Origin of the sequence: Maritalea mobilis (assembly GCF_019800885.1) — a bacterium.
Lineage (GTDB): Bacteria > Pseudomonadota > Alphaproteobacteria > Rhodobacterales > Rhodobacteraceae > Roseibacterium > Roseibacterium beibuensis.
In genome coordinates, this window is sequence record NZ_JAHVKE010000001.1 from 1,123,692 (window position 1) to 1,137,321 (window position 13,630).

Annotated in this window: 12 protein-coding genes; 4 read left to right on the forward strand and 8 right to left on the reverse strand. The window is 66.3% G+C overall.

From position 1 onward, the window contains the following. Window positions 1-100: 100 nt before the first annotated feature. From KUV65_RS05460 to KUV65_RS05475, 4 genes are all read right to left on the reverse strand, one after another. Window positions 101-2,659: a putative PEP-binding protein gene (locus KUV65_RS05460; RefSeq protein WP_222188297.1), complete on the reverse strand. Its 2,559-nt coding sequence runs from the start codon at window positions 2,657-2,659 to the stop codon at window positions 101-103. Between the two features lie 118 nt (window positions 2,660-2,777). Further along, a complete protein-coding gene (gene glyS / locus KUV65_RS05465; protein WP_222188299.1) occupies window positions 2,778-5,030 on the reverse strand; it encodes a glycine--tRNA ligase subunit beta in 2,253 nt (750 codons plus the stop codon). Between the two features lie 80 nt (window positions 5,031-5,110). Continuing rightward, the gene (locus KUV65_RS05470; protein WP_222188301.1) at window positions 5,111-5,575 is read right to left on the reverse strand and encodes a DUF6446 family protein; all 465 of its coding nucleotides are present in this window, start codon (window positions 5,573-5,575) and stop codon (window positions 5,111-5,113) included. Further along, on the reverse strand, window positions 5,572-6,525 hold the full coding sequence (locus KUV65_RS05475; RefSeq protein WP_222188303.1) for a glycine--tRNA ligase subunit alpha: 954 nt from the start codon (window positions 6,523-6,525) through the stop codon (window positions 5,572-5,574). The genes KUV65_RS05470 and KUV65_RS05475 overlap by 4 nt, the downstream gene beginning before the upstream one ends. Before the next feature lie 232 nt (window positions 6,526-6,757). On the opposite strand from KUV65_RS05475, the gene KUV65_RS05480 reads away from it, so the two are divergent. Beyond that, window positions 6,758-8,608, forward strand: a complete 1,851-nt coding sequence (locus tag KUV65_RS05480) for a serine protease (RefSeq protein WP_222188305.1) — start codon at window positions 6,758-6,760, stop codon at window positions 8,606-8,608. Window positions 8,609-8,679: 71 nt separating this feature from the next. On the opposite strand, the gene msrB is transcribed toward KUV65_RS05480, so the two are convergent. The 4 genes from msrB to KUV65_RS05500 form a co-directional block, all read right to left on the reverse strand. After that, complete coding sequence (msrB, locus tag KUV65_RS05485; protein ID WP_222188307.1) at window positions 8,680-9,168, reverse strand: peptide-methionine (R)-S-oxide reductase MsrB; 489 nt, start codon at window positions 9,166-9,168, stop codon at window positions 8,680-8,682. Between the two features lie 211 nt (window positions 9,169-9,379). Further along, complete coding sequence (locus KUV65_RS05490; RefSeq protein WP_222188309.1) at window positions 9,380-9,934, reverse strand: fasciclin domain-containing protein; 555 nt, start codon at window positions 9,932-9,934, stop codon at window positions 9,380-9,382. Window positions 9,935-10,111: 177 nt separating this feature from the next. Beyond that, complete coding sequence (locus KUV65_RS05495) at window positions 10,112-10,879, reverse strand: anti-sigma factor (protein ID WP_222188311.1); 768 nt, start codon at window positions 10,877-10,879, stop codon at window positions 10,112-10,114. Then, window positions 10,876-11,415, reverse strand: a complete 540-nt coding sequence (locus tag KUV65_RS05500) for a sigma-70 family RNA polymerase sigma factor (protein WP_222188313.1) — start codon at window positions 11,413-11,415, stop codon at window positions 10,876-10,878. The genes KUV65_RS05495 and KUV65_RS05500 overlap by 4 nt, the downstream gene beginning before the upstream one ends. A 140-nt stretch (window positions 11,416-11,555) precedes the next feature. Here KUV65_RS05500 and cobS point away from each other — a divergent pair, with 140 nt between their 5' ends. From cobS to KUV65_RS05515, 3 genes are all read left to right on the forward strand, one after another. Beyond that, the gene (cobS, locus tag KUV65_RS05505) at window positions 11,556-12,542 is read left to right on the forward strand and encodes a cobaltochelatase subunit CobS (RefSeq protein WP_222188315.1); all 987 of its coding nucleotides are present in this window, start codon (window positions 11,556-11,558) and stop codon (window positions 12,540-12,542) included. A gap of 61 nt (window positions 12,543-12,603) precedes the next feature. Beyond that, window positions 12,604-13,053: a thermonuclease family protein gene (locus tag KUV65_RS05510; protein ID WP_222188317.1), complete on the forward strand. Its 450-nt coding sequence runs from the start codon at window positions 12,604-12,606 to the stop codon at window positions 13,051-13,053. Between the two features lie 75 nt (window positions 13,054-13,128). Then, the gene (locus tag KUV65_RS05515) at window positions 13,129-13,623 is read left to right on the forward strand and encodes a hypothetical protein (RefSeq protein WP_222188318.1); all 495 of its coding nucleotides are present in this window, start codon (window positions 13,129-13,131) and stop codon (window positions 13,621-13,623) included. The last annotated feature ends 7 nt before the right edge of the window (window positions 13,624-13,630 follow it).

The window sequence follows — 13,630 nt, forward strand, 5'->3', positions numbered from 1 at the left end:
CCAGTGGTGTACCTTGTTTCGCCTGCGTCACAAAATTCGCACCGAATCTAGTGATTGACGCTGAACAGGTCACAAATAGTTGACAACACGGGCGCCGAAATCAGTGATCGGTACCAATATCCAAATCAACGTCGCACGGCAAATCCTTGTCAAGAATGGACAATTGCGCCGCCGCCAACTTGGCGACCGGGACCCGGAACGGGGAACAGGAGACGTAGTCGAAACCCGCGCGCCGACAAAACCCGATGGATTGCGGATGGCCGCCATGCTCGCCGCAGAGCGACAAGGTGACGTCCGGCCGGGCCTCGCGCCCGCGCTCAGCCCCGAGCAAGAGCAATTCGCCCACACCGTCGATATCGAGCTGGGTGAAGGGGTCTTCCTCGAACACGCCCTGGTGGACATAGGCCGACATGAAGCGGCCCGCATCGTCGCGCGACAGGCCATAGGTCATCTGGGTCAGGTCGTTCGTCCCGAAGGAGAGGAAGGCGGAGTGTTCCGCGATCTCGCCCGCGCGCAACGCGGCGCGCGGCGTTTCGACCATGACGCCAAGGCGATAGGTGAACTCCTTGCGCGTTTCCGATTTGACCGCGCTGGCCACCCCGTCGATGCGCGCCTTGACCAGTTCGACCTCGCGCCGGGCCGAGACGAGCGGGATCATGATCTCGGGCACGACCGGCGCGCCCTTGCGGGACGCGGCGATGGTGGCTTCGAAAATGGCGCGCGCCTGCATCTCGTAGATCTCGGGCACGGTGATGCCGAGTCGCACCCCCCGCATCCCCAGCATCGGGTTGAATTCCTGAAGGTTTTCGATCCGCGAGGCGACGCGGCTGACGGGCAGGTCCAGCGCCTCGGCCAATGCACGGATGCCCTCGCGATCGCCGGGCAGGAATTCATGCAACGGCGGGTCGAACAGGCGGATGCACACGGGCTGCCCGCGCATCAACTCGAACAGGCCCTGGAAATCGGCACGTTGCATCGGCAGGAGGCGTTCCAGCGCGGCGGCGCGATCCTCGGGGTTCTCGGCGAAGATCATCTCGCGCATCACCGTCAGGCGACCGGCCTCGAAGAACATGTGCTCGGTCCGGCACAGGCCGATCCCGTCCACGCCGAAGCGCTGCGCCATCGCGGCATCCCCGGCCGTGTCGGCATTGGCGCGGATGCCGATATCGCGTTCGGCATCGGCCCAGTCCATCAGCGTCGCAAAGGCCCCGCCAAGGGCCGGTTCGATCATCGTGGCGGCGCCCACAAGCACCTCGCCCGAGGAGCCATCGACGGTGATGATGTCTCCCTCGTGAAACACCTTTCGGCCCGGAACGGTCAGGCTTTTCTTTCGGCTGTCGATCTGAAGCTGGGTGGCCCCGGCAACACAAGGAACACCAAGGCCCCGCGCGATCACGGCGGCGTGGCTGGTCATGCCGCCCCGCTCGGTCAGGATGGCGTCGGCGGCATGCATGCCGCGAATATCCTCGGGGCTGGTTTCGCGCCGGACAAGGATGCAGGGCTCTCCCTGCGCGGCGCTGGCTTGCGCGGCGGCAGCGGTGAAACAGATGCGGCCCTGCGCAGCGCCCGGAGCCGCGGCGATGCCGGTCGTCAGCACATCGCGATGCGGGTCGGGCAGAACCTGCCGGTGGAGCATCTGGTTCAGCGTGTTCGGCGCGATGCGGGTCAACGCCTCGTGCCGGGGGATGATGCCGTCCTCGGCCAGTGAAACGGCGATGGCGACCTCGGCGCGGGCCGAGCGTGGCGCGCGCACGGCATCGAGCAGCGACAGATGCCCGTCCATCAGCGTGAACTCGATCTGCATCTCCTCGCGCAGGCGGGTCCGCATCAGCAGCGCAGCCTCGCGCAGGGCGGCGACGGTCTCGGGCGCATCGTCTTCAAGCGACGGGCCGCGCTCGTCATGCTCGATATAACGGGCCTCGGATTTCGACAGGGCGGCACGGCCCTGCCCCTGTGGTAGGTAGCGGCCCGTGACCTGCGGCTCGCCCGTTTCCGACGAGACGAATTGCACGACACCCGCCCCCGACAGCCCCTTGCCGGGACCAAGGGCCATCTGCTGCACCACCAGCCCGAGGCCCGCATCGGCGGGCGCACCCTTGGCCTGCCGCAAAAGGCGTGCGGTCGTCCCCTCCCACGCGCGGGCCATGGATTTAAGCACCTGCGCCAGTTGCACGGTGGGGTCCTGCGGAAACTCTTCCTCCATCTCGTCCTCGAACTGGGACTTGGCGAGGCGGGGCGTCAGCGGCCCTTCGAAGGCATCTTCGTCAAGGCGCAGCACATCCACGGCATAGCTGCGGATGAAATTGACATAAAAGGCGTCGGCGGCGGATTGACCGTGGATGGCGGCAAGCCGCTCGGCCTGCGCGTCGTTCATGCCGATATTCAGGATTGTGCCCGGACCGCCCCAATCGGCGGCTTCGCTGGAGGACCGGACCGAAACCAGCGTATCGGGGCCGAACAGCCCCAGCACCTGCGCGAGGTCCGGCATCCGCCCCTGGGCGATGGCGCGCACCGTGTCGAAGGGCAGCGCGACCGTGGGCGGCACCGGCAAATCCAGCCGGACCAGGCGTTGCAGGCATTTCGCGCGATTGCCGTGCCGGTCCTTGCGAATGTCGGCCGTCGGCGTGATCTCGGTGAAGTCGGGTGTGGTGAGCATCATGCTCGTCCTTTCGCGCGTGCAGCACACCATACTAGCACGAAATGACCTGTCCAGTTCAGGTGACAGGATGCGACGCCACGTTGCCTGTGGCAAAGCGGCCCGCCCGGGGCCGCCTGCCCTATCCTTCCAACTTGTCCAGATCGGCCACCTGGCCGCAGGTTTCCACGATCTGGTGCAGCAGATTCAGGCGGTTGCGCCGGACGATCTCGTTGTCGGTATTGACCTGCACCGCCTCGAAAAACGCGTCGATCGGCGCGCGCAAACCTGCCATATGGCCCATCGCGGCGGTGAAATCCTCGGCCGCAAGCGCGGGAGCGATGGCCGCTTTCGCCTGATCGAGGGCCGCGAACAGGGCGGTTTCCTCGTCGGTCTCGGCGAATTTCGGATCGGCGCCGAAGCGGTATTCGACCCCGTCCTTTTCCTCGGCCTGCGTCAGGATGTTGGCCGCGCGGCGATAGGCCTGAACGAGGTTCTCGCCATCCTCGGTCGCGATGACCTCCTGCAGGGCGCGGGCGCGGGCGACCACCAGCGTCAGGTCGTCTGCGGGCGGCTTCGACAGGCTCGCGTCGATCACGTCATGGCGCAGACCTTCGGCCCGCAAGTGCACTTTCAGCCGGTCATGGAAGAACGCCAGCAGGTCCGTGGACAGGTCCGGCACCATCTCCCCCACGGTGCGCAGGGGCGAGCCCTCTTCCAGATCAGGCCCGTTGCCATCGGCCTTGAGCCGGTCGGTAACGGCGCGGAAGGCGGCGCCGAAGACGCCCCGCTCCGCGATCTCGTCAAGGATTTCCTCCAGCGTATCGATCACGTCATCGCCGACGACAGGCCGCTCCAACGCGATCTTGTGGCGGAGCAGCTGGCTGTCGATGAACCGATCCAGCGACAGGCGGCGATTCTCGGTCAGCACGATGCGGATGATCCCGAGCGCGGCGCGACGCAGCGCGAACGGGTCTTTCGACCCGGTCGGCTTCTCGTCAATGGCCCAGAAACCCGTCAGCGTGTCGATCTTGTCGGCCAGGGCGACGGCGACCGAAAGCGGCGAGGACGGCACGTCATCCGACGGGCCGAGCGGCTGGTAATGTTCCTCTGCCACGGCGGCGATATCGGGCGCATGGCCGGCGGCCTCGGCATAGTAGCGGCCCATGACGCCCTGCAACTCGGGGAATTCATAGACCATTTCCGAGGACAGGTCGGCCTTGGCGAGCTTGGCCGCGGTTGCGGCATCCTCGGGGTCGGCGCCCACCACCGGCGCGATTTCCCGCGCCAGCGACGCGATGCGCTGGATGCGGTCGGCCTGGCTGCCAAGACGGCGCTCGAAGGTCACGTTTTCCAGCGCGTCCATCCAATCGGTCATGCCGGACTTGGCGATGCGCAGATCGTTTTCCCAGAAGAACTTGGCATCCGACAGGCGGGCGGCCAGAACCTTCTGGTTTCCGGCAAGGATCGTCGCGCCATGATCGGCGGTCTCGCGGTTGGCGACGGTGACGAATTTCTCGATCCGGCCCGTGGACGGGTTCTTCACCGAGAAGAATTTCTGGTGCTCGCGCATGGAGGTCTGCAGAACCTCGGGCGGAAGGCCAAGGAACTCTTCCCCGATGTCGCCCATCAGCACGACCGGCCATTCGACCAGCCCCGCCACCTCGGCCAGAAGCGCGCGATCCTCGACCACCTCCATGCCGGCGGCGAAGGCCATCGTGGTCGCGTCGTGCCAGATCTTCTCTGCCCGTTCCTCGGGCGAGAGGATCACATACGCCTTGGCCAGCTTGGCCGCGTAGTCGTCGTAAGAATTCACGGCAAAGCGGCCGGGCGCCATGAAGCGGTGCCCCTCGGTCGTATTGCCGGCCTCGATGCCATCAATGTCGAAGGCGACGGTGCTGGCGCCGTTCTCGTCTGACAAAACGCAGAGGATGGAATGCAACGGGCGCACCCACCGCAAGGACCCCGCCCCCCAACGCATCGACTTGGGCCAGGGGAACGTGCGGACGGTCCGGGTGACGACCTCGGCCACGATCTCGGCGGCGGGGCGACCCTGGGTTTCGATGGTGGCAAACCAGAAGCTGCCCTTCTTTTCCTCGCGCGCCTCAAGCTGGTCCTTGCTGAGGCCGGTCGACCGCAGGAACCCCTCCAGCGCCTTTTCAGGCGCGTCAATGCGGGGGCCGCGCCGTTCCTCGCGCATGGTCGGGGACTCGGCGCTCAGCCCTTCCAGCGCGAGGACCAGCCGCCGCGGGGTCGAGAAGGCCCCTGCCCCGGCATAGGTCAGACCCGCCTCGACCAGCCCGTCGGTGACGAGACGCTTGAGGTCGTCCGCCGCGCGCGTCTGCATGCGGGCGGGGATTTCCTCGGAAAAGAGTTCCAGCAGAAGGTCGGGCATCGGATCGGTCCTGAAGCTCGGGTCGGGTTGGTCGGTCTATCGCGCGAAGGGCGCGCGGGGGCAACCGGGTTCGGTGAGGGTCATTCCAGCGTGCCGTTCAACTGGTGCCACGCAAAGCCACGCCCATCGGGGAAAAGCGCGATCACGCGGTCCACGCCGGTCGCGATGTTGCGCACCCCGAGGATCGCAGTCGCCTCGTCGCGGTCGAGCGCCAGCGCGATGGTTTCGGCGTCGTAGCACTCGAACCAGCCGGGCGCGACCAGCGGTTCGGGCGTGTCATAGGCCATGCCCGCTTCGATCAGCGGGGCGACCTCTGACGGGTCAAGCGCGAAACAGGCGCGGTAGCGCAGCGGCGAGGTGCTGGCGTCGATCCCCTCGAACGCCAGCAGGGGCCGCTCCATCGGTGTTCCGTCCGGCGCGCTGAAGGTGATGTCGGGCGTATCCACCGGGCCATACCAAGCCTGGGTCTGGGCGTACCAAAGGCCCACACCGGCCGCGATGGCCGTTGCGACCAACGCAAGGACGACCCATTTGCCCGCCGTCATGCCGCGCTGTCCGCCGGGCGGAACCCGCCCGCCTCGGTCGCCACGAAGGCATCAGCGCAGAGTTTTGCCAGCGCGCGGACGCGCCCGATATAGGCCTGCCGCTCGGTCACCGAGATGACGCCGCGCGCGTCCAGCAGGTTGAAAATATGGCTGGCCTTGATGCACTGGTCATACGCCGGATGCGCCAGCACGATGCGCTTGCCCGTTTTCGGATCGTCATGGGGTTCGTTCAGGATGCGCTGGCATTCGGCCTCGGCGTCCTCGAAATGCCGGAACAGGACCGCGGTCTCGGCCACGTCGAAATTGAAACGCGAGTATTCTTCCTCGGTCTGGCGGAACACGTCGCCATAGCTCAGCGGGATCGGCGCATCGGGGTCGTTGAAAGGCATGTCCATGACATGGTCGATGCCAAGCACATACATGGCCAGACGCTCCAGCCCGTAGGTCAATTCGCCAGAGACCGGATGGCAGTCATGGCCGCCAACCTGCTGGAAATAGGTGAACTGGCTGACTTCCATGCCGTCGCACCAGACCTCCCACCCGAGGCCCCAGGCCCCTAGCGTCGGGCTTTCCCAGTCATCCTCGACGAACCGCACGTCATGCAGGGCAAGGTCGATGCCGATGGCTTCGAGGCTTCCGAGGTAGAGCGCCTGCAAATCGGGCGGGCTGGGTTTGATGAGCACCTGGTACTGGTAGTAGTGCTGCAACCGGTTCGGGTTCTCGCCGTAGCGCCCGTCGGTCGGGCGGCGCGAGGGCTGGACATAGGCGGCGGCCCAAGGCTTGGAGCCAAGGCTGCGCAGCGTTGTCGCCGGGTGAAAGGTGCCCGCGCCGACCTCCATGTCGTAGGGCTGCATGATGGCGCAGCCCTGGCTGGCCCAGTAGGTCTGCAGCCGCAGGATGATCTCCTGGAAACTGCGGGGAGCGTCGGCTTTGGTCGTGGCGGCGGACATGGCGTCGATCCCGTGGCGTCTGTGGGGGTTCGGCGCCTTCCTATGCGCGCGGCACCAAAGGGTCAATCAGGGTGCACCGCCTTGCAGGGCGGATGCGCCACACCGCACGGCCCGAAAACGTGCTTCTTCACTGGCGCAAGGGGCGGGCCCTCTGCTAACGTCCGCCGGGAACGTGCGGAGATTTTACACCGCGCCATACACAAAGCCTCGAAACGACAGGGTTTTTGAAACGATGTTGACGACTTTTCTGCGGGGCATTCTCGCCCTGACGCTGGTCTTGGGACTTGGCGTATCGCTGGCCGGACCGGCCAGCGCACAGGACCCCGATCAGCGGGTCTGGATCCAGATCGAAAGCTACCCGGATCTTGCCACGACCGAACAGCGCACGCGCGCCTATGCGCAGCTTCTGGAGGATGTGAACGGCTTCCGCGCCGGCGCGCGCTTTTACGCCATCGCGCTTGGTCCCTACGCGCGCGCCGAGGCGGTTACGCTGCTGGGCCAGCTTCGCGCACAGGGCCTGATCCCCGGCGACAGCTTCCTGCAGGACGGACAGGCCTTCACCGAGCAGTTCTTCCCGGTGGGTGTGAACACGCTGGCCGGGGACGGGGTCGAGACCACCGAAGGTGTCGTCGCCTCGGCCGAGGATGCGTCCGAGGAATTGGCGGAAGAGGTCGTGGACGCGGTCGCCGAGGAGGTCGCGGAAGAGGTCGTCGAAGAGGTAACGCCGCCCGAACCCGCCCCCCTGCCCGAGGAAACCGTTGCCGAGGCGCGCCAGAGCGAGGCCCAGCTGACCCGCGAACAGCGCGACGCGCTGCAGATCGCCCTTCAGTATTACGGATTTTACCGCGGTGGCATCGACGGGGCGTTTGGCCCCGGCACCCGCAACGCCATGTCTGCCTGGCAGCAATCGCGCGGCTATGAGCCGACTGGCATCCTGACCACGCGGCAGCGGGCCGAGTTGCTGAACCAACGCGCCGAAGAACTGGCAAGGCTTGGCATCACCACCGTGCGGGACGACGGCGCTGGCATCGAAATCGATCTGCCGCTCGGCATGGTCGAATTCTCGGAATACAACTTCCCCTTTGCGCAGTATGACAGCATCAACGACAGCGGATTGCAGGTGCTGCTAATCAGCCAGCCGGGCGACCGCGCCACGCTTTTCGGCCTCTACGAGATCATGCAGACGCTTGAAATCGTGCCGATGCAGGGCGAGCGGGAACGCCAGGGCGACCGCTTCCTGCTGACGGGTCAGTCGGCCACCCTGCGCAGCCATACCGAGGCGCGCGTCGTGGGCGGGGCCGTCAAGGGCTTCACCCTGATCTGGGGCCCCGAGCGGGACGAGGATGTCGAGCAGATCCTGCCAATCATGCAGGAGACGATCAGCTATTTCGACGGCGCGCTCGACCCGGCCTTCGTGCCGGAGGGCGCAGGCCAGGATATCGACCTCGTCTCCGGGTTCGAAGTGCGCCGCCCCGAGGTCTTGCGGACGGGGTTCTTCATCGACAGCCGCGGCACGGTGCTGACCACGACCGAGGCCGTGACGGGACCCACCGGGCAATGTTCCCGTGTGCTGATCGACAATGCCTACGAGGCCGATATCGCCTATCGCGACGACGCCCTCGGGATCGCGGTTCTGCGCCCCCGCACGGCGCTGGCCCCGCTGGATTATGCGCGGATGGCGGAAACGCCGGGCCGCGTGCGCGGAGAGATCGCGGTCGCAGGCTTTCCGTTCAACGGTGCGCTGTCGGCGGCGTCGACCAGCTTCGGCTCGATCTCGGCCCTGTCCGGCGTGAATGGCGAAACCACCGTGCAGCGGCTGGACGTGGAAACCGCCGATAGCGAAGCGGGGGCCCCGGTCATCGACGCCTCGGGTGCCGTTCTGGGCATGGTGCTGCCCGGCATGCTGGATGGCCGCGCCCTTCCCGACGAGGTGACGCTGGCGTTGCGCGGCGATCAGCTGTTGCCGATCCTGCAGCAGGCCGGTGTCGCGCCGCAGATCGCCACGCCCGCCGGGATGATGAACCGCGAGAACCTGTCGCGCCTGGGCGCAGATATCGCGGTTCGGGTGAGCTGCTGGAACTGACGCTGGCGCGACACGAGACTAAAAAAAGGCCGGGCAGAACGCCCGGCCTTTTTCGGTGCAGCCGTTGCCGCTCAGGCGGGCTGAAACCGCAGCGCCACGCCGTTGATGCAATGGCGCATCCCGGTCGGTTCGGGCCCATCCTCGAAGATATGGCCGAGGTGACTGCCGCAGCGGGCGCAATGACATTCGGTGCGCACCATCAGCAGGAAGGACCGGTCCTCCATCGTGCCGATGGCGTCGGGCAGCGCCTCGTAGAAGCTGGGCCAGCCCGTGCCGCTGTCGAACTTGGTTTCCGAGGAATAAAGCGGCAGGTCGCAGCCCCGGCAAAGGTAGAGGCCCTCGCGGGTTTCTTCGTTCAGGAGGCTGGTATAGGCGCGCTCGGTCGCGGCTTCGCGCAGAACGGCGTATTCCGCATCACTTAGCATCGCGCGCCATTCTGCCTCGGTACGCGTGATCTCGAACGGCCCCTCGGCAAGGGCGGCTTGCGCATGGCGGGTGCTGAACGGCGTTGCGGCCAGGGCCGCGCCCACCGCGCTCATCAGCGTGCGTCTGGATATCATGGAGATCTCCTTTCGCTCGTTATGTGGGGAGGACGCCCCTTGTTTCAAAGGGTGGCGGCCGAGGCGATGGCGCCGGGAGGGGCCCCCTTGGTTCGAAGGGACCCGGCACCACCACGTTGGGGACAAACACGCGCGGACTGGACCCGCGCCTCGGCCGCCGTCCGGCCCGGGGCAATCCGGGCCGGATCGGGCTGTGTCTTGCGCGGCGCGTTTACGCGTCGGGCAAGAGCACCGTGTCGATGACGTGGATCACGCCATTGGACTGATCGACATCGGCCTGCGTGACGGTGGCCGTGCGGCCCTGCTCGTCCTCGATCATGATCTGTCCACCCTGCATCCGCGCGGTGAAGGTACAGCCGCCGACCGTGTCGATCGGGTGTGCACCGCCATCATCGGCGATCATGCCCGCGATCGCCGAGGAAAAGGCCTCGACCGCCACCACGTGGCAGGTCAGGATCTCGATCAGGCGGTCCCGGTTGCCAGGCTCCAGCAGCGCCTCGACCGACCCTGCGGGCAAGGCGGCAAAGGCGTCATTGGTGGGCGCGAACACGGTAAATGGGCCGTCGCCTGCCAGCGTATCGACAAGGCCCGCGGTCTGCACGGCGGTGATCAGCGTGGTGTGGTCGGCCGAGTTCACGGCATTCTCGACGATATTCATGTTGGGATACATCGGCGCGCCGCCCACCATGGGCACGGATTGGGCCAAGGCAGTGCCGCCAAGGATGACGGCGGTGGCGGTGGCTGCAAGCGTCTTGGGGGTGAACATGTGGTTGTCCTCTCTGTTGCTTTGGTCACCGGGGCGTTTCCATGTCCCGGAGATATCAGCAGCCACGAGAGGGGGTGGGCGGGAGTTTCAGATGGGTCGGAAAAAAACTTCAGACCCTTGGCCGGGCCGGGATTGGCGGTTTCCGATGAGGCAAGGCAGGGCCGCTTGACCGTACGATCAGAGCGGCACGAGCGTGCCGAGGGCGAGGATTGCCCCGGTCGGCAGCCCGGTGGGCGACCCGCCGGGCGGCTCATCCGAGATCGCGACGGAAGCGCCCGCTGCGAAAAGCCGTGCCGTCTCCCCGTCCGGGGTCAGAGTGGTGATCTGGTCTTCGGCCAGAAGGCCAAGCGAGATGGGCGCGTCCTGCCCCTCCACGATCAGCCACAGTTGCTGTTCGCGGCCCGGTGTCGGCGCGCCCGCCACGCGGTTGACCCGCAAAGTCCCATTGGGTTCCCGCGTGAGGGCCAGCCCAAGGCCCGACCCTTCGACGGGGATCAGGTGCGTCATCAGGATCGTGCCGGGCGGGATGCCCTGGGCCGGTGCCTCAGGGTCCGGGCCCGGCTCGGGTGGCTGGATCACGGGAAGGATGGCGAAACCAATGGCGACCGCCGCGACAAGGGTGCTCACACCGGACAAGGCGCGCCAGAACCCGACACGCTGCCAGAGCGTGGGCCGTGACGCGGCGCTTTCCTCGCCAAAGAGTCTGCGCTCGACGGCGGCCTTCACATGATCGGGCGGCGAGATGGCGTCGACCTCGACCTCGGCAATGCCGGCGAACTGCGCCTGCCATCTTTCGACCGCGCGCCGCATGGACAGGTCGTCGAGCATGCGCTGCTCGACGATCCGCGCCTCGCCGGGTGCGAGCAGCCCGAGGGCGTACTCCGCGGCGAGCGCGTCATCGTCGGGGCCCAGCCCCCCGCCCATCATGTCGGGACGGTCGCTCATCTCGACAGGCACTCCTTCAACTGTTGCAGGCTGCGGCGCAGCCAGGTTCGCATCGTATTGAGCGGCACCGCGTGACGCTCGGCCAGATCGGCGTAGCTCATCCCGTCCAGATAGGCCCCGCGCACGGCTGCGGCGCGGTCCGCCTTCAATTCGTCCATGCAGGCCACGACCCGCCGCGCCTCGCCTGCCGCAATCGCCTTCGCCTCAGGTCCTGGGGCGGCATCCGCAAGCGGCAGGGCATCGTCGATCTCGGTCGAGGGCTTACGCGCCCTCAGCCGGTCGATAGCACGGTTGCGCGCCAGCGTGATCAGCCATGTCATCGGGCTGTGCCCCGTGACCTGGTAGCGCTCCGCCTTTTGCCAGATCAGGACATACACCTCTTGCAGGACTTCTTCGGCTTCAGCCCTTACCTTGAGGACACGAAGGCAGGTGCCGAAAAGTTTCGCGGACGTGGCATCATAAAGCGCGGAAAAGGCCGCGCGGTCCCCAAGGGCCACCCGTGCCAGCAGGTTTTCAAGATCGTCGCGCGCTTCCATGGGCGCAAAAGATCACGCCCGGTGGCGATTCACCAGCCCCCGCTGCGGGCGCAAACCACCCCTTCCCCTTGCAGCCCCAAGCAATATGTTGCACCACCAGCAGGTTCGATCCCTTTCCGACAGCAACACCCGAGGACGACATGGCCGATGGCAGCTTGAGCATGGATGCAAAACCGACCGAGGAGATCTCGGTCCGCGAGGTGTTCGGGATCGATACCGACATGAAGGTGAAGGGCTTTGCCGAAGCCACCGACCGCGTGCCCGACCTCGACTCGACCTACAAGTTCGACCCCGACACGACGCTGGCGATCCTTGCGGGCTTTGCCCATAACCGCCGCGTGATGATCCAGGGCTATCACGGCACGGGCAAATCGACCCATATCGAACAGGTCGCAGCGCGCCTCAACTGGCCCGCCGTTCGCGTGAACCTCGACAGTCACATCAGCCGGATCGACCTGATCGGCAAGGACGCGATCAAGCTGCGCGACGGCAAGCAGGTGACCGAGTTCCACGAGGGCATCCTGCCCTGGGCGCTGCGCAACCCCGTCGCCATCGTGTTCGACGAATACGACGCGGGCCGCGCCGACGTGATGTTCGTGATCCAGCGTGTTCTTGAGCATGACGGCAAGCTGACCCTGCTCGACCAGAACGAGATCATCACACCGCACCCGTATTTCCGCCTGTTCGCGACGGCCAACACGGTGGGCCTGGGCGACACGACCGGCCTTTATCACGGCACGCAACAGATCAACCAGGCGCAGATGGACCGCTGGTCGCTGGTGGCCACGCTGAACTACCTCAGCCACGATGCGGAAACCGCGATCGTTCTGTCGAAGAACCCACATTACAACACCGAGAAGGGACGCCGCACTGTCAGCCAGATGGTAACCGTGGCCGACCTGACGCGCACGGCCTTCATGAATGGCGAGTTGTCGACGGTGATGAGCCCGCGGACGGTGATCACATGGGCCCAGAACGCCGAGATCTTCCGCGACGTGGGCTATGCGTTCCGCGTGTCCTTCCTCAACAAGTGCGACGAGCTTGAACGCCAGACCGTGGCCGAGTTCTACCAGCGTTGCTTCGACGAGGAACTGCCGGAAAGCGCCGCCTCGATGAGCCTCGGCTGACCCGACGCACGGTCCGGCTGGAACGGCTGGCCAACCGTTAACGATCTGTTAAGAAACGGGCATGAGTGGTTCTCTTGCCCGTTTTCTTTTTGCCGGTTCGGTTGCCGTCGTACTGGCCGTTGCCTCCTGCACACCAGGCCTGCCACCCGTATCCGAAGACGGTGACGCATGCCGCGTGACCAACGTGGTCGATGGCGACACGGTGGATATGACCTGTGCGACAGAAGGCCGGTTTCGCGCCCGTCTGACCGGGTATGACACGCCCGAAAGCTATCAGCCCGGATGCCGGGAAGAGGCGGAGCTTGCCCGGCGCGCGACCGACCGGTTGCGTCAGCTTTTGCGCAATGCCGCGCGCGTCGACGCGCGACTGGGCGGCGTCGACCGCTACGACCGCCGCCTCGTGCAGCTGCGTCTTGACGGGGTGGATGTCGGGCGCACCCTGATCGCCGAGGGGTTGGCGGTGCGCTACAGCGGCGGGTCCCGCATCGACTGGTGCGCGCGACTGACCTGACCGCGTTGGGTGGTGTTTCGTGGCGGGCCTGCTAGGCTGGGGCCCACGACCGACCCGACCTTCGAAGGACTTTGCATGCCTCTCCCCCCGATCCGCGCGGCGCTCTGCGCGCTCTGCCTTGCCTTGCCCGCCACCGCGCAAGAGATGAGCGAAGCCCCGGCCGCCCCCGAAGGTTTCGACGAAGCGATGGGGGCCGCCTTGGCCGCAGCGGGGGCCGGCGAGACATTGGTGCAATGCACCGCGCTCTTCCGTGCCTTTCGTCTTTACGCCGGCGAGCAGACCGAGGTCGGGCGGATGGCCGCCGAGCGCGAAACCGACATGGCCGTGTTCTCGGTCCTCGTCTGGCAGGATGAGACCGGCTCCGAGGATATGGAGGCCGCCTTCGAAGTCGTGGTGCCGTGGGTCGACGCGGCGACAGAGTTGTATCTCGACCGGATGACGGCGAACCAGGCCGAAAGCGGCACGGTGTTCGACGCGAACCTCGAAGGCAATCTCGGGTTCTGCAACGCGTTGCGCGACCGGCTGGCCGGCGATGCACCTGCGGACGCGGCGCCAGACGGCGATCAATGAGACAGGG

Excerpts from the sequence above, each read along its gene's own strand:
- KUV65_RS05460 (WP_222188297.1), bottom strand. The coding sequence starts at position 2,659 with ATGATGCTCACCACACCCGACTTCACCGAGATCACGCCGACGGCCGAC.
- glyS (WP_222188299.1), bottom strand. The coding sequence starts at position 5,030 with ATGCCCGACCTTCTGCTGGAACTCTTTTCCGAGGAAATCCCCGCCCGC.
- KUV65_RS05470 (WP_222188301.1), bottom strand. The coding sequence starts at position 5,575 with ATGACGGCGGGCAAATGGGTCGTCCTTGCGTTGGTCGCAACGGCCATC.
- KUV65_RS05475 (WP_222188303.1), bottom strand. The coding sequence starts at position 6,525 with ATGTCCGCCGCCACGACCAAAGCCGACGCTCCCCGCAGTTTCCAGGAG.
- KUV65_RS05480 (WP_222188305.1), top strand. The coding sequence starts at position 6,758 with ATGTTGACGACTTTTCTGCGGGGCATTCTCGCCCTGACGCTGGTCTTG.
- msrB (WP_222188307.1), bottom strand. The coding sequence starts at position 9,168 with ATGATATCCAGACGCACGCTGATGAGCGCGGTGGGCGCGGCCCTGGCC.
- KUV65_RS05490 (WP_222188309.1), bottom strand. The coding sequence starts at position 9,934 with ATGTTCACCCCCAAGACGCTTGCAGCCACCGCCACCGCCGTCATCCTT.
- KUV65_RS05495 (WP_222188311.1), bottom strand. The coding sequence starts at position 10,879 with ATGAGCGACCGTCCCGACATGATGGGCGGGGGGCTGGGCCCCGACGAT.
- KUV65_RS05500 (WP_222188313.1), bottom strand. The coding sequence starts at position 11,415 with ATGGAAGCGCGCGACGATCTTGAAAACCTGCTGGCACGGGTGGCCCTT.
- cobS (WP_222188315.1), top strand. The coding sequence starts at position 11,556 with ATGGCCGATGGCAGCTTGAGCATGGATGCAAAACCGACCGAGGAGATC.
- KUV65_RS05510 (WP_222188317.1), top strand. The coding sequence starts at position 12,604 with ATGAGTGGTTCTCTTGCCCGTTTTCTTTTTGCCGGTTCGGTTGCCGTC.
- KUV65_RS05515 (WP_222188318.1), top strand. The coding sequence starts at position 13,129 with ATGCCTCTCCCCCCGATCCGCGCGGCGCTCTGCGCGCTCTGCCTTGCC.